Origin of the sequence: Pseudomonas sp. KD5 (genome assembly GCF_012932895.1) — a bacterium.
Taxonomy (GTDB): domain Bacteria; phylum Pseudomonadota; class Gammaproteobacteria; order Pseudomonadales; family Pseudomonadaceae; genus Aquipseudomonas.
Genome location: NZ_JDWJ01000014.1, coordinates 35,401 through 60,845 on the forward strand (window position 1 = coordinate 35,401; position 25,445 = coordinate 60,845).

Annotated in this window: 25 protein-coding genes and 2 pseudogenes; 17 read left to right on the forward strand and 10 right to left on the reverse strand. The window is 58.5% G+C overall.

Features of this window, described 5'->3' with window-relative positions; translation table 11 throughout:
- The first annotated feature begins 437 nt into the window (after window positions 1–437).
- The 4 genes and pseudogenes from AF70_RS25810 to arsN2 all read left to right on the forward strand — a co-directional run bounded on the left by AF70_RS25810 (window position 438) and on the right by arsN2 (window position 2,893).
- Complete coding sequence (locus AF70_RS25810) at window positions 438–905, forward strand: hypothetical protein (protein ID WP_028940208.1); 468 nt, start codon at window positions 438–440, stop codon at window positions 903–905.
- Between the two features lies 1 nt (window position 906).
- Window positions 907–1,656 carry a hypothetical protein gene (locus AF70_RS25815; protein WP_028940209.1) on the forward strand — a complete coding sequence of 250 codons (750 nt, stop codon included), beginning with the start codon at window positions 907–909 and terminating at the stop codon, window positions 1,654–1,656.
- A gap of 208 nt (window positions 1,657–1,864) precedes the next feature.
- A pseudogene (locus AF70_RS25820) lies at window positions 1,865–2,023 on the forward strand (transposase); the annotation flags it as partial.
- Window positions 2,024–2,425: 402 nt separating this feature from the next.
- A complete protein-coding gene (arsN2, locus tag AF70_RS25825) occupies window positions 2,426–2,893 on the forward strand; it encodes an arsenic resistance N-acetyltransferase ArsN2 (RefSeq protein ID WP_028940210.1) in 468 nt (155 codons plus the stop codon).
- Between the two features lie 233 nt (window positions 2,894–3,126).
- Here arsN2 and AF70_RS25830 read toward each other — a convergent pair whose 3' ends face one another.
- On the reverse strand, window positions 3,127–3,453 hold the full coding sequence (locus AF70_RS25830; RefSeq protein ID WP_028940211.1) for a multidrug efflux SMR transporter: 327 nt from the start codon (window positions 3,451–3,453) through the stop codon (window positions 3,127–3,129).
- Window positions 3,454–3,519: 66 nt separating this feature from the next.
- Window positions 3,520–4,521 carry an SLAC1 anion channel family protein gene (locus AF70_RS25835; protein ID WP_028940212.1) on the reverse strand — a complete coding sequence of 334 codons (1,002 nt, stop codon included), beginning with the start codon at window positions 4,519–4,521 and terminating at the stop codon, window positions 3,520–3,522.
- Between the two features lie 115 nt (window positions 4,522–4,636).
- Here AF70_RS25835 and AF70_RS25840 point away from each other — a divergent pair, with 115 nt between their 5' ends.
- Both AF70_RS25840 and AF70_RS25845 read left to right on the forward strand, forming a co-directional pair.
- Window positions 4,637–5,593, forward strand: a complete 957-nt coding sequence (locus tag AF70_RS25840; protein WP_028940213.1) for a GlxA family transcriptional regulator — start codon at window positions 4,637–4,639, stop codon at window positions 5,591–5,593.
- Window positions 5,594–6,127: 534 nt separating this feature from the next.
- Window positions 6,128–7,987 carry an ABC transporter ATP-binding protein gene (locus tag AF70_RS25845; RefSeq protein WP_019579475.1) on the forward strand — a complete coding sequence of 620 codons (1,860 nt, stop codon included), beginning with the start codon at window positions 6,128–6,130 and terminating at the stop codon, window positions 7,985–7,987.
- A 122-nt stretch (window positions 7,988–8,109) separates the two neighbouring features.
- On the opposite strand, the gene AF70_RS25850 is transcribed toward AF70_RS25845, so the two are convergent.
- The 3 genes from AF70_RS25850 to AF70_RS25860 all read right to left on the reverse strand — a co-directional run bounded on the left by AF70_RS25850 (window position 8,110) and on the right by AF70_RS25860 (window position 10,263).
- Window positions 8,110–8,628: a cysteine hydrolase family protein gene (locus AF70_RS25850; RefSeq protein ID WP_019579474.1), complete on the reverse strand. Its 519-nt coding sequence runs from the start codon at window positions 8,626–8,628 to the stop codon at window positions 8,110–8,112.
- A gap of 307 nt (window positions 8,629–8,935) precedes the next feature.
- Window positions 8,936–9,361 carry an N-acetyltransferase gene (locus AF70_RS25855; RefSeq protein ID WP_018929784.1) on the reverse strand — a complete coding sequence of 142 codons (426 nt, stop codon included), beginning with the start codon at window positions 9,359–9,361 and terminating at the stop codon, window positions 8,936–8,938.
- Window positions 9,362–9,408: 47 nt separating this feature from the next.
- A complete protein-coding gene (locus AF70_RS25860) occupies window positions 9,409–10,263 on the reverse strand; it encodes a LysR substrate-binding domain-containing protein (protein ID WP_028940214.1) in 855 nt (284 codons plus the stop codon).
- 105 nt (window positions 10,264–10,368) lie between these two features.
- Here AF70_RS25860 and AF70_RS25865 point away from each other — a divergent pair, with 105 nt between their 5' ends.
- Window positions 10,369–11,010, forward strand: a complete 642-nt coding sequence (locus tag AF70_RS25865) for an FMN-dependent NADH-azoreductase (protein ID WP_028940215.1) — start codon at window positions 10,369–10,371, stop codon at window positions 11,008–11,010.
- Between the two features lie 20 nt (window positions 11,011–11,030).
- Here AF70_RS25865 and AF70_RS25870 read toward each other — a convergent pair.
- Window positions 11,031–11,171: pseudogene (locus tag AF70_RS25870) on the reverse strand (AsnC family transcriptional regulator); the annotation flags it as partial.
- A 335-nt stretch (window positions 11,172–11,506) separates the two neighbouring features.
- On the opposite strand from AF70_RS25870, the gene AF70_RS29925 reads away from it, so the two are divergent.
- The gene (locus AF70_RS29925) at window positions 11,507–12,013 is read left to right on the forward strand and encodes a hypothetical protein (protein ID WP_081791062.1); all 507 of its coding nucleotides are present in this window, start codon (window positions 11,507–11,509) and stop codon (window positions 12,011–12,013) included.
- Between the two features lie 110 nt (window positions 12,014–12,123).
- Here the strand turns inward: AF70_RS29925 and AF70_RS25880 are convergent, their stop codons facing one another.
- From AF70_RS25880 to AF70_RS25890, 3 genes are all read right to left on the reverse strand, one after another.
- Window positions 12,124–12,771 (reverse strand): helix-turn-helix domain-containing protein, encoded by a 648-nt coding sequence (locus tag AF70_RS25880; RefSeq protein ID WP_018929778.1) that lies wholly within the window; start codon window positions 12,769–12,771, stop codon window positions 12,124–12,126.
- On the reverse strand, window positions 12,768–12,929 hold the full coding sequence (locus AF70_RS25885) for a hypothetical protein (protein ID WP_019648689.1): 162 nt from the start codon (window positions 12,927–12,929) through the stop codon (window positions 12,768–12,770). The genes AF70_RS25880 and AF70_RS25885 overlap by 4 nt, the downstream gene beginning before the upstream one ends.
- 118 nt (window positions 12,930–13,047) lie before the next feature.
- Window positions 13,048–13,908: a LysR substrate-binding domain-containing protein gene (locus tag AF70_RS25890; RefSeq protein ID WP_018929776.1), complete on the reverse strand. Its 861-nt coding sequence runs from the start codon at window positions 13,906–13,908 to the stop codon at window positions 13,048–13,050.
- Between the two features lie 240 nt (window positions 13,909–14,148).
- On the opposite strand from AF70_RS25890, the gene AF70_RS25895 reads away from it, so the two are divergent.
- The 9 genes from AF70_RS25895 (at window position 14,149) to metC (ending at window position 24,239) form a co-directional block, all read left to right on the forward strand.
- Entirely contained in the window at window positions 14,149–14,991 is an 843-nt protein-coding gene (locus AF70_RS25895; RefSeq protein WP_026286691.1) for a transporter substrate-binding domain-containing protein, read from the forward strand.
- Window positions 14,992–15,056: 65 nt separating this feature from the next.
- A complete protein-coding gene (locus AF70_RS25900) occupies window positions 15,057–15,908 on the forward strand; it encodes a transporter substrate-binding domain-containing protein (RefSeq protein ID WP_028940217.1) in 852 nt (283 codons plus the stop codon).
- The gene (locus AF70_RS25905) at window positions 15,905–17,329 is read left to right on the forward strand and encodes an FAD-binding oxidoreductase (protein ID WP_028940218.1); all 1,425 of its coding nucleotides are present in this window, start codon (window positions 15,905–15,907) and stop codon (window positions 17,327–17,329) included. Before AF70_RS25900 ends, AF70_RS25905 begins: the two co-directional genes overlap by 4 nt.
- The gene (locus AF70_RS25910) at window positions 17,326–18,537 is read left to right on the forward strand and encodes an aminotransferase class I/II-fold pyridoxal phosphate-dependent enzyme (protein WP_028940219.1); all 1,212 of its coding nucleotides are present in this window, start codon (window positions 17,326–17,328) and stop codon (window positions 18,535–18,537) included. Before AF70_RS25905 ends, AF70_RS25910 begins: the two co-directional genes overlap by 4 nt.
- Window positions 18,534–19,268, forward strand: a complete 735-nt coding sequence (locus AF70_RS25915) for an amino acid ABC transporter permease (protein WP_028940220.1) — start codon at window positions 18,534–18,536, stop codon at window positions 19,266–19,268. Before AF70_RS25910 ends, AF70_RS25915 begins: the two co-directional genes overlap by 4 nt.
- On the forward strand, window positions 19,258–20,046 hold the full coding sequence (locus tag AF70_RS25920) for an amino acid ABC transporter permease (RefSeq protein WP_028940221.1): 789 nt from the start codon (window positions 19,258–19,260) through the stop codon (window positions 20,044–20,046). Before AF70_RS25915 ends, AF70_RS25920 begins: the two co-directional genes overlap by 11 nt.
- On the forward strand, window positions 20,033–20,869 hold the full coding sequence (locus AF70_RS25925) for an amino acid ABC transporter ATP-binding protein (protein ID WP_019579456.1): 837 nt from the start codon (window positions 20,033–20,035) through the stop codon (window positions 20,867–20,869). Before AF70_RS25920 ends, AF70_RS25925 begins: the two co-directional genes overlap by 14 nt.
- A gap of 17 nt (window positions 20,870–20,886) precedes the next feature.
- Complete coding sequence (locus AF70_RS25930; RefSeq protein ID WP_028940222.1) at window positions 20,887–21,483, forward strand: cysteine dioxygenase; 597 nt, start codon at window positions 20,887–20,889, stop codon at window positions 21,481–21,483.
- Window positions 21,480–24,239 carry a cystathionine beta-lyase gene (metC, locus tag AF70_RS25935; protein ID WP_028940223.1) on the forward strand — a complete coding sequence of 920 codons (2,760 nt, stop codon included), beginning with the start codon at window positions 21,480–21,482 and terminating at the stop codon, window positions 24,237–24,239. Before AF70_RS25930 ends, metC begins: the two co-directional genes overlap by 4 nt.
- Here the strand turns inward: metC and AF70_RS25940 are convergent.
- Entirely contained in the window at window positions 24,236–25,423 is a 1,188-nt protein-coding gene (locus AF70_RS25940; protein ID WP_028940224.1) for an MFS transporter, read from the reverse strand. The two genes, metC and AF70_RS25940, sit on opposite strands and share 4 nt — an antisense overlap.
- Between the last annotated feature and the right edge of the window lie 22 nt (window positions 25,424–25,445).

Consider the following 25,445-nt stretch of genomic DNA (forward strand, 5'->3'; position numbering starts at 1 on the left):
CGCTTGCGATTGACGGGAATAGAAATGCTTCGCGGTGTATGCCTGAAATATCGTGTTGCTTTTGCGTACTGCTGTGAGATCGAGCATCAGCGAGGCATTGGGGACATCCCAACCCTCGCTCGGTGATCGAGGGCACATCCGAACTGGTGTTAGCGGGGATGCTGATCCGTTGAAGTCGATCAGTGAATACCGCACTGGTCGAGTCGTGCGGTGGTCGACCATCGCCACAATGACGGCTGAATGCCGAAAGGCCATGCCTATCATATGGAGGTTGGCCGAGTGCCTCGGCCATCATTAATGGCTAATAGCCATTATTTGATGTATAAACTGCGTACAAGTCCTAGCATGCGCATCGACGTTATGCTGCGCACAAAGGGGAGTTTCCTGCTCAATCTAGACAACACTTCAAACATTGAAATGTGTACAGGTATTCATAAATGAAAATCAAGTGTGGCATCGCACTAATTGCTCTAATTCAATGCACGAACTCAATGGCTGTCGCTGATCTGAATCCACAACTGGATCGCGCGATGAAATTATCCATAGAGACATCCAATGCGATATGTGGGCAAGCACCACTGGCTGGCGAAACCACTAAAACCACGGTCCAAGGCAATATAGACGCCCAACTCTCAGGACTCGCAAAAAAATTAGCAAGACTGGGAGTCTCCCTTTCAGCCGACCATACAAAGGAAGCACACCAAGGTGTCTTGAAAAACCAAGTTCTAGACGCAATCAAGAGCACGCAGACCTGCAAGCTCGAGGTATTAAAAACCATCACGGCACACCTCTCAAGCATGCAAGATAAAGAAGAAGCGGCACATTCACAAACCATTACCAACTCCAAGAATGCCAACAACTTCAACAATGTCAGCAATAGCCCTATCAACATCAGGACGAACTGAATTGAAAACGTTGACCGCCTCGATATTACTTATCATTTCCCTGCCTGCGCTAAGCGCCGAAAAACAGGAAATAAGAAGCTCCAACTGCGCCAACAACCTCCAGGATATAACCGACTCTCCGATCAATATTTACTGCCAACTGCCTCCACCCACAACTATACAAGATGCCTATCTGATCGCCACCCACCCGACTACGCTAACGCTCGAATCCATGGACTTTTCGAGCACCATTTATGACGGCAATCGTGAATTTCTTGCTGCCACAATAAAAAATGTCTCAGAGCTACCGGCACTGAATACAAAAATAAGCTTGGCCATCGAAATTCCAGGTAGCCCCATAGCAGATTCCAAAGTCATTAAAACCGAAAAAAGTCGCTTTTACGTTGCCGCCGGAGGCAATGGCATCAAGATCAGCAAAGGTCAGTCAATTGCACTACCTCTGGTATCGGTGAGGGATATCAACACCTTGATAACTGCCAAATACATACCGGAAGGCTACTGCCTTTACGATGCAAGCGTCACACACTCCAGGCAACTCCAAAACAACAGGACAAACACCCCGCTACGCGAAACGCGCAGCTTAATGCTCAGAGTAAAGGTTGAATACAAAACCATCTTCAAGGAAAAAAACACAAATTACGTCGCTTTTTTCGTGAACTATGCAAAAGAAAAACAACCGGGAATGGTCTGGTACTCTAGCAGGAATGAAATCGACAACCTGACTTGCTTGAATACCGGCCGATATTTTTAATATTGACGCTCATCACATTCTTCAACCGCTTTTATGGGTACGCCCCCAAAAACATATTAAATCAATCGCTTATCCATTATAAAAGGCCCCTCAGCAGAAGGCATTTCATGCCCGGCCACACACCGAGGTACCCCGCCAGCCAGTACCTATCGATTGTGTCCCAGGAAGTGGTGTAACTCATCGTGGCAAAGCTACGATCTCTCGGACGAGGCCCACTGTCATGAGCGACCGCCTGATGCTTGCTGGTGTGCTCTGGGTACTCTGCTTCGGTGCTGCGTGCCGAGATATAGCGGAGTACTTCGGCCCATGGTCAACGGTATATCAACGGTTTCAGGGCTGGAGAAATCAGAGGACGTTCGTTCAGATATGAAGAGATACGGAGCGAATCGCCCCGGCTTCGTAAGACACTGTACCCTCAAAATCGAGCCTCTTTAGACGTCCGCTTTTGGCCGACTTTTGCCTATCGCCACCGTCCGCTCTGGGTCGATTCTGTGGGATGTGAGCTTTAAGGTTGAACGAGTAAAGCAGCCGTTCCTGCCCACTCGATAACTGTCCCATCATGCTGCGTGCTTCCCTGCTGGCCAATGCGAGAATTTTGCCGCAGGCCAGACGGGGGAGCTACTTTTTCAACAGAATCGGCCGATTTCTGCCTGTCATAACTGGCAGAAATCGACCCCCAAGGGTCCAATACCGTGTCGACCGGCGACAAGGCCAAAACGGCTAAGTCTGCTAGCGTTGAGTGCTTTGGGAGCTATAGAAGGCACTGATAATGCAGATGTTTAAAATCGAGGCGAACGGATTGAATCAGCTCCGTGAGGCTCTGAGTCAAGCCGCATTGCCCTTTGATGATTTAAGCGAACCGGGTAGGCAGTTTTTCCGTTTTGAGATGGACGGAAAATGGATTGCATATGGCGGGCTGGAGGGTTCTGGTCAAGACATGCTGCTTCGCTCACTAGTCGTTAGTGATTCGCATCGTGGGAAAGGGCTTGGCAAAGCTGTGCTGTCAGAGCTGGAACAATATGCTGCCTTCCAGGGGGGGCATCGGTTGCACTTGTTAACTCAAAGCGCGACTGGATTTTTTACAGCCAACGGGTATGAAATTTTCAATAGGGGTGAAGCGCCGGTCGCTATCAGTCAAACCGTCCAGTTCAAGCATTTGTGTCCTGCAGCGGCAACCTATCTAAGAAAGTCGTTAGGTGCCGCGGTTGTTACGGAGCCGTTCGTCGGTTCGCGCTAATGGACGGAATCCGTCAGTCCGCACTTGGCCGATTTTTGTCAATCGCGACGGGCAGCTATCGAAAGCAGCTATTCGCGACCGACCACTTCTGACTCATAGTTACCGGTCACCACAGGCAGAAATCGACACAAAGCTGTCTTTTTAAAGTATGAACCGTTGCTGACATTTCAAAGCAATCTTCGTCTATGTTCCTATTTCTCACAGTTCAAAACATGGGGGTTGGCTCGCCCTGATTAGGCTGCCCAGCGTAGGCCGGCGACACTCAACAGTATCAAGCCGATCCAGACAAGCTTCCAGAACGATACCGCATCACCCAACCAATATATTCCGACAATGGCTGTGCCGGCGGCGCCGATTCCGGTCCAGACTGCATAGGCAGTTCCTACGGGCAACACCCGCAACGCCATCGTCAACAAGCACAAACTGCCGGCCAACACGATGACCGTGCCGACCAGCAGCCAGGGCCGTTCAAGGCCATTTGCAGATTTCAACCCGATTGCAAAGAAAACCTCCAGGAATCCGGCAAGGATAAGCAGTAGCCACGATGTGTTGTATGTCATTCGATAAAACCTGTATGGGCAAAAAAAAAGCGAGCCGGTGAAGGCTCGCCAAAGGGAGGTAAAAGGTCAGTTGGCCAGCAGTTTTCCGCTGAACAGGCTGATCAGGGTTTTCACCAACAGCACGGTCAGTGCCACAGTGAGGAACAGCAGAATCACGGCAGCGATGATCATCAGCAGGATGTTGTCCTGAGCATGTGCGTATTTCAGTGCCGCATTGCTCAGGGCTGCGATGGGGAAGCTGATTGCCCACCACGAAGGGGCAAAAGGCACATCGCGACGGAACACTTTGAAGCTCAACACTACGAACAGAAACAGGCCGAAGAAGAACAAAACGCTGGCAAACCGGTCGATCTCGCCGAACACGTTGGTATACGCCAGAAAACCTACTTCAAAGGGTGCAATCAGGACCATCAACGAAGGCACCATACCTTTGGCCAGGGGGGCCTCGTGCACCAACCGCGAAAAAATCCGGGTGAAGAAAACCAGCGCCAACACCGCACCCACCGCGAGGGCAAACAGGTTGAACTCCGTCACCCATGGCATAGACATGTGCGCGCCGGTGACCGCGATATCGAGGGTGGCAACACCTGGAATCAGCCAGGCAGGTACGGCATTCAACGAGTCCTGATTGCCCGACAACAGACGGGAAACCACCAGGCCTGCAAGCAACACGGTCAGTGCGCTGCCCAGAATCCAGAGCGCCTGACCGAGCATTTCACTGTGAGGCGCCGCGACGGCCGACAGCAGTAACAGTGCGATGGTGACGGTGCCAAAAAAGTTGCTGGCAATTGGATGGTTGAACTCGGTCTTCACCGCACCCGGGTGTTTCAGCCATTTGCCCAGGTAACCGAGGGTCAGCAGAACGAATACCAGACCGGCCAGTGCGCCAATTGCTTCACCCAACATGCCGCCGATACCGAAATACTGACCACTCAAGCGCCAGGCTAGTCCCAGGCCGGCCAACCCCATCACTGAACCGAACAGATTGATGGGCAGGTTTTTAATGGACGTCGTGCTGGCTGGTATCGACTGAGCTGCAGCGACGGTGGGGATGTATGCAGTGTTCATGGTCGTCTCCTGCTGGACTGAATGTGCTGTTGGGGCTATTTTCGGTCCAATGGGTTTTGGCTGAAATAGGCAGGTTACGATGTATTCAGCCAATGATTCGACGAGGACAGACATCATGCGCATAACCCTCCTGGCATTCCCCCGCGTGCAACTACTGGACATCGTCGGCCCAGCCGACGTCTTCGCCGAAGCGGCTAAACAGCTGGGTAATCAACGGGCCTATCGGGTCGAAGTCATCGGTACCGACAAGGGCATGATTAAAGGCTCAAGCGGTTTGCAGCTTGGCATCGATAAGACCTTCGAGACCTATAAGGGCAGGATTGACACATTGCTCGTGGCCGGCAGCCCGAACATCGACGAAATTGCCCTGAACCCTGCGTTGCAGGAGTGGCTGCGCCAGCAGGCCAAAACCGCGCGGCGTATCGGCTCGGTCTGCAGCGGTGCTTTCGTGCTGGCCGCCGCTGGCCTGCTCGACGGGCGCCGTGTCACGACTCACTGGAACTCCAGTGCGAAACTCGCCAGGGAACATCCGCAAACCCGCGTCGAACCCGACAGCATTTTCATCAAGGACGGCAATATCTACACCTCGGCCGGGGTCACGGCAGGAATGGATCTGGCGTTGGCGCTGGTAGAAGAGGATCACGGCAGGGAACTGGCGCTAAGCGTCGCCCGTGAAATGGTGATGTTCTTAAAGCGTCCTGGCGGGCAATCGCAATTCAGTGCGCAATTGGCCGCGCAGACAGTTGAACGCAGTGTGATCAGGGAGGTGCAGGAGTATGTATTACAGCACCTCAAGGCCGACCTGAGCGTACCCGTATTGGCTGGTCGTGCTGGCATGAGCGAACGAAACTTTGCCCGAACCTTCAAGGCGGAAGCCGGCTCCACCCCGGCCGAGTTTGTCGAGCTTGCCCGCATCGACGCGGCTAAGCGCCTGATCGAAGACTCGGATGTATCACTCAAGCGCCTGGCCGATACCGTCGGCTATGCCAATACCGATGGATTCAGAAGGGCATTCATACGGCGTCTCGGGGTGGGGCCGAGTGATTATCGGAGACGGTTTTCAATCGTGTGATATAGAAGGGCACCGCTAAGTTTCAGCGACACTGATAGAGCAGCTAAAATGACATTGTGATAGCTATCGACATGTACATTTATTGATTTGCTTGCTTCCCGGACCTGATTCATCTGCGTGGGAGACAGCACTTCAACGTCTGCTATTGGCCGAGGCTGTGTAAAAACGTTTTTGAGCGCGACAGGTACTCAAAACCGGACTGGAAATCGTGCTTCTACGCGAAATCCACATCTGCTGACGTGCCGATAAACTTCAGATTTAACGTAGACGTGCACACTTCAATTTTGGCGAAGCGTTTTTACACACTCTGGGCCGAAAGCGGTCCTTCGATGAACGTCCGTTCTTGGCCAGCCCCCTTCGATACCGGCGCATTTATCGCTGCCGACAGGGTTTCTGGCAGCGTATAAGAGGCCGCTCCCGGCAGCCCAATCCTCAGAGCGACCTGCCTAAGCGCCATACCTCTAACTTCGCAACCCCCTCAAAGCAACCGTTCAATGGCAGAATCTCCTCAACTTGATCGTTTTGGAGAACACCATGCTTCGTGCGTTTGAACGAAGGCTCGACCCCTTTCCTCCTGACGAGGTACCACCGCCACCCGACGGCCTGGCTCGCTTCCTGTGGGCCTGTACGCGGGGAGCCCGCGGTTACATTCTTGCGTTTGCGCTGCTCAGTGCCGGTGTGTCGATTTACGAAGCCTGGCTATTTTCCTTCCTCGGGCAGGTCGTGGACCTGCTCTCGACCTGGCAGGCAGGCGGTGAAGCGGCTGCGCAGGAAAGTCGCGTGTTGTGGGGCATGGGCATCATCATGGTGACCAGTGTCGGGCTGGTGGCGTTGCGCACCATGGTGCAGCACCAGATATTGGCGATTAACTTGCCGTTGCGGCTGCGCTGGGACTTCCATCGCTTGATGCTGCGGCAAAGCCTTTCGTTTTTTTCCGATGAGTTTTCCGGCCGGGTCACCACCAAGGTGATGCAGACTGCGCTGGCGGTGCGCGACATGCTATTCACCCTTATCGAGATCGCGCCCGGGATCGGGGTGTATTTCATCGCGATCATCGCACTGGCCGGCGGCTTCGCCCTGAAACTGATGCTGCCTTTCATTGCCTGGGTCGTGTTGTTTGGGCTGGCCATGTGGTACTTCGTGCCCCGCCTGGGGAAAGTCGGGCAGGAACAGGCCAATGCGCGGTCGATGATGACCGGGCGTATCTCAGACGCCTACACGAACATCACGACGGTGAAGCTGTTCTCCCACTCCAATCGGGAAGCGCATTTCGCGCGTGCAGCGATGGAGGATTTCAAACAAACCGGCTTTCGCCAGATGCGCCTGGTCAGCCAGTTCGAGATCGTCAACCAGGCATTGGTGGTGGCGTTGATCATGGCGGCGGGGGGTTATGCCCTGTGGCTATGGCACCAGGGTGAGGTCGGCGCAGGTGCCGTGGCGGCAATCACCGCCATGGCGCTGCGCATTAATGGCATGTCGCACTGGATCATGTGGCAAATGACCTCGCTGTTCGAGAGCATAGGCACCGTGCAGGATGGCATGGCAACCCTGACCCGCGGCCCAAAGGTGCAGGATGCGCCGGACGCGGGCGTCCTGGTGACCTCCGGCGGCGCGGTCACCTTCGATAAGGTGAGCTTCAACTATAACGGCGAACGTCAGGTGCTCGATGGCCTGAGCCTGCACATCCGTCCGGGCGAAAAGATCGGTCTGGTTGGCCGCTCTGGCGCCGGCAAATCCACGCTTATCAACTTGCTGCTGCGCTTTTATGACGTCGACAGCGGGGAGATTCGCATCGACGGCCAGAACATCGCACAAGTGACGCAAGACAGCCTGCGCGGCTCCATCGGTATGGTCACGCAGGATACCTCCCTGCTGCACCGTTCCATTCGTGACAACATCGCCTATGGCCGCCCCGATGCGACCGACGCGCAAATCCGCAGCGCCGCGGCCAATGCCCAGGCTGATGAGTTCATCAGCCAACTGAGCGACCGGCAAGGCCATACCGGTTACGACACCCTTGTGGGTGAGCGCGGCATCAAGCTGTCGGGCGGCCAGCGCCAACGCGTCGCGATCGCCCGGGTGATGCTCAAGAATGCCCCGATCCTGCTTCTTGACGAGGCCACCAGCGCGCTGGACTCGGAAGTCGAAGTCGCCATACAGGAAAGCCTCGATGAAATGATGCAGGGCAAGACTGTGATCGCCATCGCCCATCGACTGTCCACCATTGCGGCCATGGACCGGCTCATCGTCATGGACAACGGACGAATCATCGAACAGGGCACCCACACCGAATTGCTCGGGAAGAACGGGATTTATGCGCGGCTGTGGCAGCATCAAAGCGGCGGGTTTCTGGGTGAGGATCGGGAAGTGGTCGAGGCTATGGATCAGGTGTGAGCGTGAAGAGGGCGCAGCAGGGGGCGATAGGGGCGGGCCACGACCATTGCCACTCGGCAAAGGCTGCTGTCGACCCAAAGTGGGCAGATCGGCCCTGACTCGGATCGGTCTGTCGATGGCGGTTAGAAACACCAGTCCTCAGCATATACGACGCGACAGAATGGTCCCGCCAGAGTCGCATTGTGATGAGCGACAATCTCTTCAGCCTTCAGCGCAGGGGTGCTGTTGCAGGTGTGGCCGTCGGCGATCAGCACTGCATCGAATCCAAAATCCCGTGCAGCGCGGCAGGTGCTGTCGACACAGTATTGGGTCTTCATTCCGGTAATGACCACGCCCTGAGCGCCACAAGCTCGTAGCTGATCGGCCAGACCAGTCTTGGTGAAGGCGTTGGGTCGGCTTTTCTCGAAGATCACTTCGTCGCCCTGTAGCTCCAGTTCCTCCACCAGTTGCGTCAACGGACTTCCAGACTCGATAGGCGAACCAGGTGGACCAATATGGCGTGCGAGAAAAATTGGCGCACCTGCACGCCGGGCTTTACTCAACAGGTTATTCAACGTGTCTAGCAGCGCTTCGCCAGCCCACGGTTTATCCGGACCATGAAACAACCCAACCTGCATATCGAGAATCAACAGTGCATACATAGTGCTTTTCCTTGCGTTTGGACCAGCGACACAAGGGCAAAAGAAAAGGCCCTGTCCATCGCTGGCGGGCCTTTGAAGTTCGTATGTTATTGGCTCACGACACCTCTCACGACCCGCCTCTGGCGGTCGTGGTAGTCGTGGTCAAGGCAATTCGTGGCTGATTCATAAAGCTGACAGTAGCTGCACGGCACCGGGTTGGCAAATGAGCGCATGAAGGTGAGGACTGATTCACGATCGTTAAGGTTCGCAATTGGCCGATAGCCGTCCGCTGTAAAGCGCAACTATCGGCCCCGGATCGAAAACGTGGTCAGCACAACAACTTCTGGTAATAGAGCCGGGTATGTCCTGGTGGATAGTCTGCCAGGCGTCCGAATTCGGAGTAACCCAGTTTTCGATAAAAACCGGGAGCCTGAAAGCTGAAGGTTTCCAGCCAGATACCAATGCAGTGTTTTTTCTGCGCGACTTCTTCAGCCATGCGCATTAGCCGTTCTCCGATACCCTGACCGCGCATTGACTCGGGAACGCTGACAAGATCGATGAGCAGCCATCGATAAGAGATCTTGCCGTACAGCCCACCAATAACTTCGTTACTGTCAGCGTCTCGTAGCAACAGAGCAAAAGTTTCATAGGCGTCGTCCCCACCGTTGGCCAGGTTATGGGCCAGCAATGGGGTCAAAATTCCTAGTCGCTCTGCTTCAGTCGCATTTTCCGAAAGCTGGATTTCTACAGACATGGCGCTCTCCCTGAGCAGTGAGTAACGGGGTCAACAAGGTATGATTCTTAAGTCCTGCGCGTAGAGCAATACTTCACAATGAGTTGAGTGACCGCTGCCACAATCGCCTGATCCGCTTCAGGAGCGCTGAACAAGCGAAACTGCGCATCCGGCAAATCCGGCAATCCTTGTTCCGCCCCAAGAACCGCCAGTCCTTGCCCCAACTGGCTGACTGGCATGGGCGCTACCGCAAAGCCAGCAAGCGCTGCGGCTCGCAATCCGGCCGTGCTGCTGCACAACATCGCCGTTCGTTGGGCGATTCCCGCCCGAGCCAGTTGTGTCAGGGCCACCTCGCGATAAGGGCACGGCTCGGGGAACAGGGCCAGCGGCAACGGCGTCGGTAACTCGGTGACGGGCTGCGCCGACCAGGCCCACACCAGCGGTTCTTGCCATAGCAGCAGCCCCGTGTCGCTGGTTTCGCACAGAGAGCCGATGACCAGTTCCAGATGCCCTTGTTTCATCGAGGCCAGCAACGTGCCCGGAATGCCCACCTGCACGTCGATCTCCATCCCCGGGTACTGCGCCGCGAAATCCTGAAAAGTCCGCATTAATCGCGATTCGACAAAATCTTCGGATACCCCGATCCGTAGTCGCCCGTGAAACGGCGTGCGTGTCAGTTCTGCCCAGGCATCACGGTTCAGCGCGAGGATGGTGCGTGCATAAGCCACCAGGCGTTCGCCATCGGGCGTCAGTTGTTGGGAACGGGTGGTACGCCTCAACAGGGGTTTACCAATCTGTTCTTCCAGTCGCCGCACGTGCCCACTGACCGCGGACTGGGTCAGGTGCAGTTTCTCGGCTGCACGGCTGAAGCCTTCTTCATCGACGACCGTGACAAATGTCTTGAGTAGCAGAACATCGAACATAGTTTGATATGTGATTAATTGGCTATTTATTTACGATTTATATTCCAAATGAAACTATGTTGCAATGTTTGCCGCCCCCCCATCTCCCATTACCCGAGGCGTGCCATGACTACTCTTCTGCATATCGAATGTTCCCCGCGCAAACAGCGCTCGGCCTCCCTTGAAGTCGCCCGCAGCTTCATTGCGCGCTATCAGGAAAACACCCCGGACACCGAAATCATCACCCTCGACCTTTGGAACATGGCGTTGCCGGAGTTCAATGATCAGGCCATGGAGGCCAAATACGCCGGACTCAATGGCACGCCCTTGACCCCGGTACAACAAGACGCTTGGAACACCTTAAAAGATCTGGCCGCGCACCTGCACAGCGCGGATGTGCTGGTGATGTCCGTGCCACTGTGGAATTTCAGCATCCCGTACAAACTCAAGCACTTCATCGACCTGGTGTCGCAGAAAGACATCCTGTTCAGCTTCGATCCGGAGCGCGGTCTGGAAGGCATGCTGCACAACAAGACCGCTGTGGTGATGTATGCCCGCGGCCTGGATTTTTCGGCGCAGTCGATCACCCCGGCAGAGCGCTTCGACTTCCAGAAGCCCTACGTGGAAGCCTGGCTGAAATTTATCGGCGTGACGGATGTGCACTCGGTGACTGTAGAGAAAACTATCCTGGGGGAAGACGTTGACCTCGGCGCGCGTGAGGTCGCGACTCAACAGGCCAGAGGATTGGCGGATAGTCTTGGTCGTTGACGCTTCCACTGCACCGTAGGTTATTCAACGCCCAACGGGATATTCAAACCCAGCTTCACGGTGCTCATCGAAACAAGGGTTTTGAAGCGTTTGACGTTATTGTTCTCAAAGAACAGCTCGCGGGTCAGGTCGGTGTACTGCTGCATGCTCCTGACCGCAACAGCGCCAGCAGGCCTGGTTGCGAATGCACAAGCCTTGCTAGCTCCTGGCACGGGTAAAAAACTCTGCGCTGTTTAGATCGATTATTTCTTTCGGTTCTTTATATAGCGCTGGGTCGAATATCCATAACCGATAAAACCACGTCCTCGCTTTGATTCTGTATGCGATGAAATCGATAGGGGCGCTACAGCAGACAACGGCGTCCCCGCCACGGCACTAAAGCGGTTTCAACATCAATTTCTGCTGCTCGGCCATCATCTTGTCGTCCCTTCGCCAGTCCTTAGAATCCGCCCCCATCAGCTTCGTCCAACTATCGAATCGCTTAGGGAGTTACACCATGATGAACGCCATGCAGATGCCAATGCCGATGATGAACACCAACATGTCGATGATGCCAATGATGGGCATGCCGATGATGATGGCGACCATGAGCTGCGAAATGATGGACGACGGCATGATGTGCAAAATGATGCCGGCTGCTGGCATGGATATGGCGATGTTCAAGAACAGCGCTGAAATGATGCAGATGATGATGAACTGCGGCATGCCGATGATGATGCATTGCGGCAACATGAGCATGATGTGCATGTCTCAGGCGAGCATGGCCATGCCAATGATGAACATGATGATGCCAATGATGGGCATGCCGATGCCGTCGATGAAGTGCATGATGGAATGCACCATGATGGCCGACGGCATGATGTGCAAAATCATGCCGATGGCTGGCATGAACATGGACATGATGAAAAGCTGCTGCGCCCTGATGATGAAAATGATGAACGATTGCAGCATGCCGATGATGATGAGCTGCAACGGCATGCCAATGATGTGCTGCACCTGCTGATCCTTGGCAGCAGACATTTAAAAGCCCCCGCGACCTGATGGTTGCGGGGGCTTTTTCATTCTGGCGACACCACAGATCCCACAAGGGATCTCGGTTCGGCGCGATGGAATTCAGTCCAGGCGTTCTGGGTAGGTCACCACCAGATAAGCCACAGCCTCACTGTCGGCGGGGTTGCGATAGCGGTGGGGCTGGTCGGCGTAGAACAGGATCGAGTCGCCGGTGGACAGCAGGTAGCGTTCATCGTTGACGCTGATTTCCAATACGCCCTGTGACACCACCAGGTTTTCCTGCACACCGGGGCCATGGCCCTCGGAGTGGTCTTCGCCCAACGGGCTCAAACGCAGTTCGTAGAATTCCGATTGGCGTGCCACGTCGAACGGAAACAGCGCGCGGCTGACGAAGGCGCCACTGGCGCTGACCAGGCGTTTGCTCTGGTTCGCTGACAGCACGGCCACACCTTCGAAAGCCCGGTGCTCGAGAAACGCCGCCACCGAAACCTTCAGGCCTTTGGCAATTTTGCACAGCACTTTGATCGACGGCACGCTGCGTCCGGATTCGATCTGCGCCAGCATGGCCCGACTCACGCCGCATTGTCGCGCCAGAGCGTCGAGGGACAAATGACGCTTGCCTCGCAGCCGTTGCAGGTTCTGCGCGACCCGCTCGCAGATCGGGTCTTCTTCCAGTTGTTCGAGGTTACTCAAGTCCGTCACGGGTTCGCCTGCGCTCACCAGAAAGCGCGAGGGTTGCTGCGCGTTCATGCGTGACGGGTCTCGGTCGATTGGGCGGCCTGGATCCACTGAAAGGCCTGCAGGCCGGCGTTGCGTGCGTACATTTCCCACATGGCCCGTGCCCGTTGCTGAGCCTGTTTGCGTTTGCGGTAGCTGGCGAAGTCGATGAGGTTGTCAGTCGGATTCATGGGGCACTTCACTGTGGTGATGAATGACGGGATGAGCTGAGAGTACGCGGATATTTTTATAACGATAAATACTGATTTTGTATTTATTAATGCTCTTTGGTTCTTATGATTGGCCGCGTCAAAGCCCTCGACTGCTCCTGATCAACTCATAGGCCCGACGCACCAGCGGGTTCACGGTGTTGGGCCGAATCCACAAGTGGTAGGTCACGTCCGGCAGCCGTGGCAGGCCATCGTTTTCGCCGAGCACGCGCATGTCCGGGCCAAGCATTTCCATGCTTCTGGGCGTGACGCCCAGCCCGGCACGCGTTGCGGCCTTGATGCCGATCAGGTTCGACGCCAGGTACGCCTGGCGCCATGGAATGTTGGCGCGCTCCAGCGCCTCCAGGGCGTAGCGACGATAGATACTCGGTTCATCCACCAGAATCAGCGGCAAGGGTTCTTCGGGCGTATGAATGTACTGCGCCGAGCAGATCCACCACACCGGCGAAGTGCGCAAGGCGAAGCCTTCGAGCGTCGGGTCTTCGCGGGTAGAGATCACCATGTCGACCTTGCCCCGGTGCAGGTCATCCATCAGAAACGGGCTGCGGCCGACATCGATCTCCAGGCGCAAGCGCGGGGCCGAGCGGGCGATGTGGCTGAGGATCGGCGGCAGGATGGTGTCGGCGATGTCATGGGGCGAGCCGATCCGCAGCACACCGCTCAAGTTGCTTTCGCGCAGGGAGTTCAGCGCATCGTCGTTGAGCGAAAGCATCTGCCGCGCATGACGCAACAACTGCAAACCGGCTTCGGTCAGTTGCTTCTGGCGTCCGCGCTTCTCGAACAGACTCACCCCCACTTGTTGTTCCAGGCGTTGCATGTGCTGGGTGACCGAGGATTGTGTGCGGGCCAGTTGCGCGCCGGCCTCGGCAAAACTGTGGTGATCGACCACGGCAATGAAGGTGCGCAGTAATTCGAGATCGAGGGTAGGTGAGGTCGGCATGGCCATTTCCGGGCTGTTTTTATATCAGGGCTGCAAACATAAACATTACATTTGTTTATGTATTTTTGGCGATATTTTAGTGCTAATGCGGTAACTACGGGCGCTGTGAGGATTTTCGCTTAGCAGAAATACGGCAAGTTATAACGATATTAGATATTTGAATTTCCGTTACTTCAGGACTGTACCTAGGATGCCGCCTCATCAGGTCGGGGAACGCCGATCATCCATGAGGGGAAATCCATGTTGCTTGAGCGCTCACCTGTAAAACGATGGTTGCCTGTGATGCTGGGCGCCTTGATCTCATTGGCTACCAGTGCCGGGGCTCAGGCTGATGCCACGCTGGACAAGATCCAGCAACGGCATGTGCTGACGGTGGGGGTCGTACTGTCCGGCGGCCCCTTCGGCAGTATCGATCCGGGTACTCAGAAACCTCGGGGCTTGAACGTCGACCTCGCTCAGGAACTGGGTCGGCAGTTGGGCGCCGAGGTGCAACTGGTGCCGGTATTGCCCGCCAACCGCGTGCAGTTTTTGCAGCAGGGCAAAGTGGATTTGTTGATCGCCAACATGGAATGGACCGCCGAGCGCGGTGAGATCCTCGGTTTTGTGCCAACGCCTTTCTACCGTGTCGGCGGTACCGCGGCGCTGCTCAAGGACAGCAAGATCACCCGTTGGGAAGACCTCAAGGGCCAGCCCGTCTGCACCTCCCAGGGCAGCAGCTACATCAAGCCGCTCACCGAGCTGGGTGTGGAGATCAAGGCGTTCAAGAGCTCGTCGGAATCCTTGCTCGCGCTGCGTGGCAACAACTGTGTCGCGGCGGTGCATGACGCCACGCTGATCAACCCGTTGATCGCCGACAACGCCGAATGGCAGGGCTATCGCGCGCTGAGTCCGGAGCTCAACCCGGCCCCTTCGGTGATCTGGACCCGACCTGGCGAACGCGATACCCAGGCCCGGCTCGACCCCATCGTCAAGGAACTGCACCGCAGCGGCTGGCTGATCGACGCCCAGACCCGCAACCGCATAACGCCCGCGTCACCGGCCTTGGTGGAGTTGCAGAAACAGTTCCAGGCCAACGGCGCCTGAGCGGTTCACCTCATTGTTTTCAATAGACCGCCGACGGATTCGGCGGTCGTTCAAGGTAGTCGTGCATGAACCGATATTTTTCCGCTAGAAGCCTGGCCATGCTGTGCCTGGCAGGATGCGCCGTGCTGGGCGCCAGCCTCGCTCAGGCCGATGCCACGCTGGACAAGATCGAACAACGCCACGCGATCAGCGTCGGGGTGATGCTCAGTGGTCCGCCGTTCGGCACCCTCGACCCCAAGACCGGCGAACACCTGGGGTACAACGTCGAACTGGCTAAGGGCATCGCCGAGGCGCTGGGTGTCGAGGCCCAGACTGTTTCGGTGCTGGCACCCAACCGGGTGCAGTTCCTGCAGCAGGGCAAGGTCGACATCCTGATCGCCAATATGCAGTTCACCGAAGAACGCGCCGAGATTCTCGATTACGTGCCCACGCCCTATGAAGAAGTCGGTGGCGCCGCGTTGATTCGCAAGGGTGCGGGTATCACCCAGTGGAGCGACTTTAAGGACAAACCGGTGTGCGTGTCCCAGGGCAGCAACTTCATCAAGCCATTACAGGAAACCTACGGCGCGCAGATCAAGGCGTTTCGCAGCCAGTCCGAATCGCTGTTGTCGTTGCGCGGCAATGGCTGCGTGGCGGCGGTGCATGTCAGCCCGACCATGCATACCTTATTGAGCGATGCCGAGTGGGCCGGGTATGAAATTCCGCTGCCGGGTGACTTGATCCCGTCGAACTCGGTGATCTGGATACGCAAGGGCGAGCACGATACCCAGGCGAAGCTGGATGCCATCGTGCGCGACTGGCACCGCAGCGGCTGGCTGATCGAATTGGGCGAACGCACGGGCATGGCACCGTCGCAAGCCTTGCGTGACCTGCACGAGCAATACCGCAACGCGGCACCGCTGGCAGTGCGGTCATGAGTCGACCGTTGTTCGTGGCCTTGCAGCAACTGCTCGGCGCCCGTCATGTGCAGACCAGCGAAGAGGCCGCGCCGTACCTGACCGACAAACAGGGCCGTTACGTGGGGCAGGTGATTGCCGCCGTGCACCCGGCAAGCACCGAAGAAGTTGCGGCGGTGGTGCGCGCGTGCGTGGCCTGCGATACGCCGGTGGTGGTGCAGGGCGGCAACACCGGGCTGATGGGCGGCGCGACTCCGGACGCCAGTGGCCGCGCGGTGTTGTTGCTGCTCGACCGGATGAATCGCGTTCGGGCAGTGGACACCGACAACGACACCCTGACCGTCGAGGCGGGCTGCATTCTGCACACCATTCAGGGCGTCGCCCGCGATGCCGGGCGCCTGTTCCCGCTGAGCCTGGGCGCCGAAGGCAGCTGCACCATTGGCGGCAATCTGGGCACCAATGCCGGTGGCACGGCGGTGCTGCGCTATGGCAATACCCGCGAATTGACCCTTGGTCTGGAAGTGGTCACCGCCCAGGGCGACATCTGGAATGGCCTGCGCGGTTTGCGCAAGGACAACACCGGTTACGACTTGCGCGACCTGTTCATCGGCAGCGAAGGCACCCTCGGCATCATCACCGCCGCCACCCTGAGACTGTTCCCGTTGCCCAAGGCCCAGGCCACAGCGCTGTTGGCCTTCGACTCGCTGGCCCAAACGGTGACGTTCCTGTCCCATGCCCGCGCCGGTTTCGGTGCCAGCCTGACCGCGTTCGAACTGCTCAGTGCCGGGTGCCTTGCGTTGCTGCGCGAGCAATTTCCCGAAGGCCCACAACCCTTTTCCGGTGCCCGTCAGCCTTGGTTCGCGTTGTTGGAATTGTCCGATAACCACAGCGAAAGCCATGCCCGCGAAGCGTTTGAGCAGGTACTGGGCGAGGCCTACGAGCAGAGCCTGCTGGCCGATGCGCTGATCGCCGAAAGCCTCGCCCAGAGCCAGGCGTTTTGGCTGTTGCGCGAGAACATGAGCGAGGCGCAGAAGCGTGCCGGTCGCAATATGAAGCACGACATCTCGGTGCCGATTTCCCAGGTCGTGGCATTTGTCGCCCATACCGATGCGCTGTTGCAGCGCCATTTCCCTGGTGTGCGGCATTACACCTTCGGCCATCTGGGCGACGGTAACCTGCATTACAACGTCGCCCATCCGCACAACTCAACGGTCGAGGCGCACATGGCCCATTACGCAGCACTCAGCCAACTGGTGCACGACAGCGCCCACGCTCACGGCGGCTCCATTAGCGCCGAGCACGGTGTCGGCCAGCGCAAACGGGACATGCTAGGGCGCTACAAAAGCCCGGTGGAACTCGACCTGATGCGCCGGATCAAGCAAGCGCTGGACCCGAACAATCTGCTGAACCCCGGCAAGGTTTTGAAGGGGAGTCAGTCATGACGCTTCGTCTGTCCAAACGCGTACAGCGCGTCTCGCTGTCGGCCAATGCCGCCGCGAAATCTCAAGCCACGGCATTGCGCGAGGCTGGTCGCGACATCCTCGACCTGACCACCGGCGAGCCGGATTTTGACACCCCGGAGCACATCAAGCAGGCCGCTTATGCCGCCATCGCCGCCGGTGCCACCAAGTACACGCCGACACCGGGCGTGAAGGCCTTGCGCATCGCGGTGCAACGCAAACTCCAGCAGGAAAACCAGCTGGACTATCCGCTGGAATCGATCGTGATTGGCAACGGTGCCAAACAGATCATCTTCAATGCCTTTGCCGCCACCCTCGACGACGGCGATCAGGTGCTGGTGCCAACGCCGTACTGGCCGTCGTTCCCCGACAGCGTGCGCTTCAATGGCGGCGAGCCGGTGTTTATCGAATGCGGGCTGGCGCAGGGCTGCAAACTGACGGCCGAACAATTGGAGCAACGGATTGGCGAACGGACTCGCTGGCTGATCCTCAACGGCCCCGGCAACCCCAGCGGCGCGGTGTACAGCGCGGCCGAGCTGCGTGCCCTGGCCGAGGTGCTGCGGCGCCATCCCCACGTGCTGATTCTGCTGGATGAGCTCTACGAACATATCCGTTTCGACGGTTTGCCTGCCCAGAGCCTGCTCAACGTTGCGCCGGATTTGCAGGCGCGCAGCCTGCTGGTGGGCGGGGTGTCCAAGACCTACGCCATGACCGGTTGGCGCATCGGTTTCGGCGCCGGACCGCAAGCGCTGACCCAGGCCATGACCGTGGTGCAATCGCAATCCACCTCGGGCGCTTCCTCGGTCGGACAAGCCGCCGCATTGGCGGCATTCGAAGGTGGACTGGATTTCTTGCGGTCGCAAGTCGCGGCCTATCAACAACGCCGGGATGCACTGGTCAGCGCCTTACGCGAAGTGGATGGTCTTGAAGTGCTTGAACCTCAAGGTGGTTTCTTCGTATTTGTACGCTGTGTCGGGTTGTTGGGGCGCTATCGCCCGGACGGTCAACGTCTGCAAAGCGATGCCGACGTCGTCGCGTATTTGCTGGAAGAGGGCGTGGCCGGCGTGGCGGGCAGCGCTTATGGCTTGTCACCGTGGTTTCGCTTGTCCATCGCTACTGCAACTGAAACCGTAGCCGAGGCAGGACGACGCATCGCTCAAGCCTGCAGGCAATTGCGGGGCGAACCATGAGTCATTTGTTGGAGCTATTCGTCCACTGGGCCGCCGGATTCGGCCTGAACTACGGCTTTGTGCTGGACGCTTATCAGCGCGGAACCCTGGAGCAGGGCGCGCTGACCACGGTGCTGCTGTGCCTGTTCACCATCGTCGGCAGCCTGCTGGCAGGCGTCGGTTTGGCGGCGATGTTGACCTCGGGTAAACCCTGGCTGGCAAAACCCGCGCGGGTGTTCGTCGAAGTCACCCGCAACACGCCGACGCTGGTGCAGTTGTATTGCGCATTTCTGGTGCTGAACATGCTGCTGACCCAGGCCGTTGGCGCGGCCAACCCGCTGACGCCGTTCGCCTGGGTGGTGATCGTGATTTCGCTGCACAAAGGCGCGTTTCATGCCGAAGCCTTGCGCGCCGGGATCGAAGCGGTGCCGGCGGTGACGATGGAGGCAGCCAGTTCGCTGGCGTTCAGCAGCCGCCAGTTGTTGTGGAATGTGCAACTGCCACTGGCCTTGCGCTTCGCCTTGCCGTCGCTGATCAACAACCTGATCGACCTGGTAAAAATGACCGCCGTCGCCTCGGCCATTGCCGTCGGCGACATCACCTACGCGGCGATCATGATCTGGACCCAGAGCGATAACGTGTTGGAGCTGATGATTCTGATCCTGACGTTTTTCGGCCTGCTGAGTTTTACCGTCAATTGTGTGGGTCGCCTGCTCGAAGCGCGCCTGAGGATGCCTGGCTATGGCCATTGAATCGTCCGTCACCGCGCCGCTGGCCTGGCCGCGTCGGCATGGCGGCAAGTTGCTGCTGTTGGTGGGGGCCGTGCTCTGGCTGGTGTATTTCGCGCCGCACAGCCCCGTACTCAAGGCTTTGCTGCAATGGTCGCCGGCCTTGGTCGTCGGGTTTGGCCAGAACATTCTGATCAGTCTGGTGGCGATCGGGCTGGGCTCGTTGCTGGGGTTGTTGGTCGGTGCCCTGACGTTGTCGCCGTTGTGGCTGTTGCGCTTGCCGGCGCGGATCTGGGTGCAGATTTTTCGCAACGCGCCGTGGCTGGTGCTGATCTATTTCACCACCTATGTGTTCCCGTTCGAGATCCACATCGGCAGCACTTATGTCTCGTTCCCGGACTGGGTCAAGGTCACGATTGGCCTGGCGTTGCCGGCGAGCGCCAATGTTGCGGAGATCTTCCGTGGCGCCGTCGCCTCGATCCCCAGTACCCAGTGGGAAGCGGCGCGATCCCTGGCCTTCACTCGCGGGCAGATTTTCCGCTCGATCATCCTGCCGCAGTGCTTCAAGCGCATGTTGCCGCCGTGGATGAACCTCTACGCGGTGATCACCATGGGCACCGCACTGGCGTCTTTGGTGGGCGTGCATGACGTGATCGACACCGCGCAAATCGCCAGCAACACGGTGAACCTCACTGGCTTCACCGTGGTGATTTACCTGAGCCTGCTGGTGCTGTTCTTTGCTTACTGCTACCCGATTTCCCGACTCACCCAACGCCTGGAGCGACGTTATGCCTTCTACTGAAACCGTCGCCGAGCCCTTGGTCAGCCTGCGCGACCTGCACCTGTCATTTGGCAGCAACCCGGTGCTCAAGGGCATCGACCTCGACGTGCATCGCGGCCAGGCCGTGTCGATCATCGGCCCGTCCGGCTCCGGCAAGTCGACGATCCTGCGCTGCATCACCGGCCTGTTGCAGCCCCAGCGCGGGAGCATCCGCGTCGGCGCCACCGAGGTTCACACCCTAGCCCAGGAAAGTCAGCGTATCGAATTGCGCAAGCGTGTGGGGTTTGTGTTCCAGCAGTACAACCTGTTTCCGCATTTGTCGGTGCTGGAGAACCTGGTGATCGCCCCGCGCAAAGTGCTGGGGCGCAACCGCGCCGAGGCCGAAAAAGACGCCCGCGCCCTGCTGGCCAAGGTGCGCATGGAGCACAAGGCCGATGCTTATCCGGGGCAACTCTCCGGCGGTCAGCAACAGCGGGTGGCGATTGCCCGGGCGTTGGCCATGCGCCCGGAACTGATTCTGTTCGATGAGGTGACTTCGGCCCTCGACCCGGAAACCGTTGGCGAGGTGCTGACGGTGATTCGCGAACTCACCGAAGAGGGCATGACCTGCGTGCTGGTGACCCACGAAATGCGCTTCGCCGAAGAGATCAGCGACATCGTCTACTTCACCGAAAACGGCGTGATTGTCGAACGCGGCAGTGCCGAGCAGATCTTCCAGCACCCCACCAGCGAACGGACCCAGGAGTTTCTGCGTCACGCCCTGGGCGATCCGGGACGCCGTCCCCGTGTCGCCAACGATCCGTATCTGTTGAGTAACCTGAGCCGCTACAGCCTGTCCGTCTAATACCGAGGAGTCTGTTCATGAGTACCGATAACCGTGCCGCCGTCATCGAGGATTTCCTCAAGAAAATCCGCGTCATCCATCAGCGTGGCGTCGACCGCGCCGCGTTGACGGAGATCGTCGCTTTGCTCGAAACCCTGGCCGAGCGCCGCGATCTGTTCAATTTCGACGCGTTCCCGGCGCCCGTGCCGGGGCAGGGCAGCACCGCGTTCCGCTACCGTCTGAACGACGATGGCGACACGCCGACGTTGTACCTCAACTCATTGTTGCCGGGTAAAAGTACGATCCCGCACAACCACGAAACCTGGGCGATCATCAGCGCCATCGAAGGCCAGGAAATCAACTACGTCTACACCCGTGATGATGAGGGCCGCGAGCCCGGGTTCACCACGTTGCACCTGGAAAAGGAAGTGATCGTGCAACCCGGCACGTCGATCTCGTTTCTCGGTGAAGACCTGCATGGCATCTGTGTCGAAGGTGAGCAACCAACCCTGCATTTCCACCTGTATGGCTTGCCGCTGGAATCGCTCAACGGCCGTTACGGGGTCGAGCCCGACGGGCGCATTCTCAATTACAACGCCTCGCAAATGGCGCCGTCGATCAAGGCTTACACATGAATCGGACCGTCACCCCACAGCAACTGCAGCAATGGCTGTTCGACGGGCAGGAAATTGCCCTGTTTGATGTGCGTGAGCATGGCCAATATGGCGAGGCTCACCTGTTTCACGGGGTGAACCTGCCCTATAGTCGCCTGGAGCTGGAGGTCCGACGCCTGGCGCCGAATCCTCAAGTGCGGCTGGTGATCTATGACCAGAACGGCGGGGACATCGCGGCGCGTTCTGCCCGGCGTTTGCAGGCGCTGGGGTACAGCCGCGTGCATATTCTCGACGGCGGTGCCGATGCCTGGAAGGCGGCAGGCCTGCAACTGTTCGCGGGTGTGCATGTGCCGTCCAAAGCCTTTGGCGAGTTGGTGGAAGAAGCCAGTGATACGCCGCATGTCACCGCCAGGCAGTTGGCTGAATGGCAAGCCCGGGGCGAGCCTCTGGTGGTGCTGGACGGTCGGCCGTTCGACGAATACCGCAAGATGACCATCCCCGGTTCTGTCTGCTGCCCGAACGGCGAGCTGGGCTATCGCGTACAGGATCTGTTGCCGGACGACAGCACGCCGATCGTGGTCAATTGTGCCGGTCGAACCCGCAGCATTATTGGCGCCCAGACCCTGATCAATCTGGGATTAAAGAATCCGGTCTACGCCTTGGAAAACGGTACGCAGGGCTGGTACCTGGAAAATTTCCGGCTGGAACATGGCAGCACCCGCCGCTATGCCGATGAGGTGTCATCGAAGACCTTGCCGCAACAACGCCTCGCCGCGGCACAACTGGCCGAGCGGGCCGGGGTAAAAACCGTTGCGGCGGCGCAGGTCGAGCAGTGGGCAGGGGAGGCCGCACGCAGTTTGTTTTTGTGCGATGTGCGCACCGCCGAGGAGTTTGTCGCCGGCAGTCTGTCGGGTGCGCAACACACGCCGGGTGGGCAGTTGATTCAGTCTACCGACCTGTACATCGGCGTACGTCAGGCGCGGTTGGTGCTGATCGACAGTGATGGCATACGGGCGCCGATCATCGCCAGTTGGCTTCGGCAGTTGGGGCATGAAGCTTATGTGCTGGAGGGAGGGCTGAGCAGCGGTCTGGCGTTGCCGACGCATGAGACGCCCGCACACGAAGCGTTGCCGGTCACCACGGCACAAGCCTTGGCCGATGAGTTGAAGGATGACGCGGTGGCATTGATTGACCTGCGCCCGAGCAGGACCTTCCGTAAAGGCCATATCGCCGGCTCTCGCTGGTCGATTCGTTCGTTGCTGGCAAGTGAAGTGGCCGGTGAACAGCGACCTCTGGTGTTGCTGGCCGATGACCCGCAGCTGGCCGCGTTCGCAGCGTTGGAATTACCCGATGTTCAGCGTGCACAAACCCGGCTGTTGAGCGGCGGTGTTGACGCCTGGCGCGAGGCGGGTCTTGCGTTGCAAGAGGATGCCAACACGCCGCCTGATCAGCAGTGCATCGATTTTCTGTTCTTTACCCATGATCGTCACGCCGGCAACAAAGACGCGGCGCGTCAGTACCTGGCTTGGGAAATCGGCCTGTTGGCGCAAATGAGCGCAGACGAAATCGCCAGCCTCAAACCGCTGCGTGCGCCGTCTCAAGCGACTCGTGATGCGCGGGTGCGTACCCGTCTGGTGCAGGCGGCGCGTACCGAAAAGGGCAGTGGCAGCCGGGGTGTCAACGTGCCGGTCACTCGCCTGAGCACAGTGCTGTTCGACAACCTGGCGCAAATGCGCGATGCCCGTGCTCGCCGTGACCGGGAGCGGGTGCTGAGCTATGGCGCCCGGGGTAATCCGACGGCTTTTGCCTTGGAAGATCTGGTGACGGAACTGGAGGGCGGTTACCGCACCCGACTGTTCGGCACCGGACTGGCGGCGGTCGCGCAGACGTTCCTGGCCTACCTGCGGCCCGGCGATCATGTGCTGATCACCGACGCGGTGTATGCGCCCGTGCGACGTCTGGCCCGCGAACTGCTTGAGCCGTTCGGTATCCAGGTCAGCTACTTCGCGCCTGACGGCAACGGCCTGCAAGCGCAACTGCAAGCCAACACCAAAATGGTCTACACCGAAGTGCCCGGCTCGCTGCTGTATGAACTCAGCGACCTGCCGGCCATCGCCGCGCTGTGCAAACCACGAGGCATTCTGCTGGCCGTCGATAACACCTGGGGCTCGGGCTACCTGTACCGGCCGCTGACGCTGGGCGCGGACATCTCGATCATGGCGTTGACCAAGTACCTGTGCGGCCACAGCGATGTGGTCATGGGCAGCGTCTGTACCCGGCAAGAAGTCTGGCAGCCGCTGGCGTCCATGAGCGACACCTTTGGCATCGCCGTCAGCCCCGACGACGCCTGGCTGGTGCTGCGCGGCGCCCGAACCCTGGCGCCACGCCTGGAGGTGCACGAACGCCAGGCCCTGGAAATCGCTCATTGGCTACAAGCGCAACCGCAGGTGAAACGGGTGTTCCATCCGGCGCTGGCCGATCATCCCCATCATGTACTGTGGCGGCGGGACTTCACGGGCAGTAACGGACTGCTGTCCTTCGAACTGCGCGATGCCGACGCCACGTACGTAGAGCGCTTCATCGATGCGTTGCAGGTGTTTGGTCTGGGCGCGTCCTGGGGCGGCTATGAAAGCCTGATCACCGTCGCCGACACCCAGGATCGCAATAGTGCGGCAGATCGCGCATTGAACCCGGTGCTGCGGTTGCACATTGGCCTGGAAGATGTCGACGCGTTGATCGAGGATTTGCAACGCGGGTTCGCCGCGATCGCGGACTAGGACTTGCGCAGCACAAGCAACAACAGCGCCGCAGCCGCCAGCACCGCCCCGGCGATGAAAGTGCTGGCGGAGCCCGAGGTTTCCCATAGCGCGCCAGCCAGTACGCTGGCGATCAACAGGCACACGCCGCTGATCAGATTGAACAGGCCGAACGCCGTGCCCCTGAGATGTTCAGGCGCGGTATCGGCGATCAGCGTCGCGAGAATGCCCTGGCTGAACCCCATGTGCAGGCCCCACAGGGCCACGCCTGCCAGCATGGTCATGATTGAATCCGCTTGCGCCAGCAGCAGGTCCGCCAGGATCAGCAGCCCCATGCCGACACACAGCAACTTGGTGCGGCTGATCCGGTCGGACAGCCAGCCCGCCGGGTAGGCAGACACCGCATACAGCAGCGACATGACCACCATCACCATCGGCACCCAAGTGGCCGTCAGGCCTGTCTGCTGCGCTTTCAAGACCAAAAAGGCCTCGCTGAAACGGGCCAGCGTGAAGAGCCCGCCAACAATCACCACCCACCAGTAACCCCGGGAAAACTCCCGCAGAACCTTCCAGTGGATAGGCGAGCGAAAGGTGTGTTTCCCGGCGACATCGGTCGGTTCTTTGACGCCACCGACAATCAGCACCACCGATATCACCGCCGGGATCACCGCGAACCACAACACCAGATGGATCTGCCCGAGCCAGAGCATCAGCACGATCGCCAGAACCGGACCCAGAATCGCCCCCACGGTGTCCATCGACTGGCGCAAGCCGAAGCAGGCACCACGGATTTCGGCGGGGGCGACATCGGCGACCAGCGCATCGCGCGGCGCGCCACGAATGCCTTTGCCGATGCGATCCAGAAAGCGTGCGGTAAATACCACATCAACCGAGTGCGCGAGGGGAAACAGCGGCTTCGACAACGCCGCCAGACCGTAGCCCATCAACAGCAGGCCTTTACGCTGGCCGATAAAGTCGCTGATGGCGCCGGAGAATATCTTGACCACCATCGCCGTCGCCTCGGCGATGCCTTCGATCACCCCGACGGTCAAGGCGCTGGCGCCCAAGGTGGTGACCAGAAACACCGGCAGCAGGCTATGCACCAGCTCGGAAGACAGATCCATGAACAGGCTGACGAAACCCAGGGCCCAGACCGTGGAGGGGATACGCAGTGAGGCTGGTCTGGGTTTTGCGAGGTTGTCCATGCTGGTTTCCGGGGTTGAATGC

Coding starts and splice junctions, on each gene's coding strand:
- AF70_RS25810 (WP_028940208.1), top strand. CDS start 438: ATGAAAATCAAGTGTGGCATCGCACTAATTGCTCTAATTCAATGCACG.
- arsN2 (WP_028940210.1), top strand. CDS start 2,426: ATGCAGATGTTTAAAATCGAGGCGAACGGATTGAATCAGCTCCGTGAG.
- AF70_RS25830 (WP_028940211.1), bottom strand. CDS start 3,453: ATGACATACAACACATCGTGGCTACTGCTTATCCTTGCCGGATTCCTG.
- AF70_RS25835 (WP_028940212.1), bottom strand. CDS start 4,521: ATGAACACTGCATACATCCCCACCGTCGCTGCAGCTCAGTCGATACCA.
- AF70_RS25840 (WP_028940213.1), top strand. CDS start 4,637: ATGCGCATAACCCTCCTGGCATTCCCCCGCGTGCAACTACTGGACATC.
- AF70_RS25845 (WP_019579475.1), top strand. CDS start 6,128: ATGCTTCGTGCGTTTGAACGAAGGCTCGACCCCTTTCCTCCTGACGAG.
- AF70_RS25850 (WP_019579474.1), bottom strand. CDS start 8,628: ATGTATGCACTGTTGATTCTCGATATGCAGGTTGGGTTGTTTCATGGT.
- AF70_RS25855 (WP_018929784.1), bottom strand. CDS start 9,361: ATGTCTGTAGAAATCCAGCTTTCGGAAAATGCGACTGAAGCAGAGCGA.
- AF70_RS25860 (WP_028940214.1), bottom strand. CDS start 10,263: ATGTTCGATGTTCTGCTACTCAAGACATTTGTCACGGTCGTCGATGAA.
- AF70_RS25865 (WP_028940215.1), top strand. CDS start 10,369: ATGACTACTCTTCTGCATATCGAATGTTCCCCGCGCAAACAGCGCTCG.
- AF70_RS29925 (WP_081791062.1), top strand. CDS start 11,507: ATGATGAACGCCATGCAGATGCCAATGCCGATGATGAACACCAACATG.
- AF70_RS25880 (WP_018929778.1), bottom strand. CDS start 12,771: ATGAACGCGCAGCAACCCTCGCGCTTTCTGGTGAGCGCAGGCGAACCC.
- AF70_RS25885 (WP_019648689.1), bottom strand. CDS start 12,929: ATGAATCCGACTGACAACCTCATCGACTTCGCCAGCTACCGCAAACGC.
- AF70_RS25890 (WP_018929776.1), bottom strand. CDS start 13,908: ATGCCGACCTCACCTACCCTCGATCTCGAATTACTGCGCACCTTCATT.
- AF70_RS25895 (WP_026286691.1), top strand. CDS start 14,149: ATGTTGCTTGAGCGCTCACCTGTAAAACGATGGTTGCCTGTGATGCTG.
- AF70_RS25900 (WP_028940217.1), top strand. CDS start 15,057: ATGAACCGATATTTTTCCGCTAGAAGCCTGGCCATGCTGTGCCTGGCA.
- AF70_RS25905 (WP_028940218.1), top strand. CDS start 15,905: ATGAGTCGACCGTTGTTCGTGGCCTTGCAGCAACTGCTCGGCGCCCGT.
- AF70_RS25910 (WP_028940219.1), top strand. CDS start 17,326: ATGACGCTTCGTCTGTCCAAACGCGTACAGCGCGTCTCGCTGTCGGCC.
- AF70_RS25915 (WP_028940220.1), top strand. CDS start 18,534: ATGAGTCATTTGTTGGAGCTATTCGTCCACTGGGCCGCCGGATTCGGC.
- AF70_RS25920 (WP_028940221.1), top strand. CDS start 19,258: ATGGCCATTGAATCGTCCGTCACCGCGCCGCTGGCCTGGCCGCGTCGG.
- AF70_RS25925 (WP_019579456.1), top strand. CDS start 20,033: ATGCCTTCTACTGAAACCGTCGCCGAGCCCTTGGTCAGCCTGCGCGAC.
- AF70_RS25930 (WP_028940222.1), top strand. CDS start 20,887: ATGAGTACCGATAACCGTGCCGCCGTCATCGAGGATTTCCTCAAGAAA.
- metC (WP_028940223.1), top strand. CDS start 21,480: ATGAATCGGACCGTCACCCCACAGCAACTGCAGCAATGGCTGTTCGAC.
- AF70_RS25940 (WP_028940224.1), bottom strand. CDS start 25,423: ATGGACAACCTCGCAAAACCCAGACCAGCCTCACTGCGTATCCCCTCC.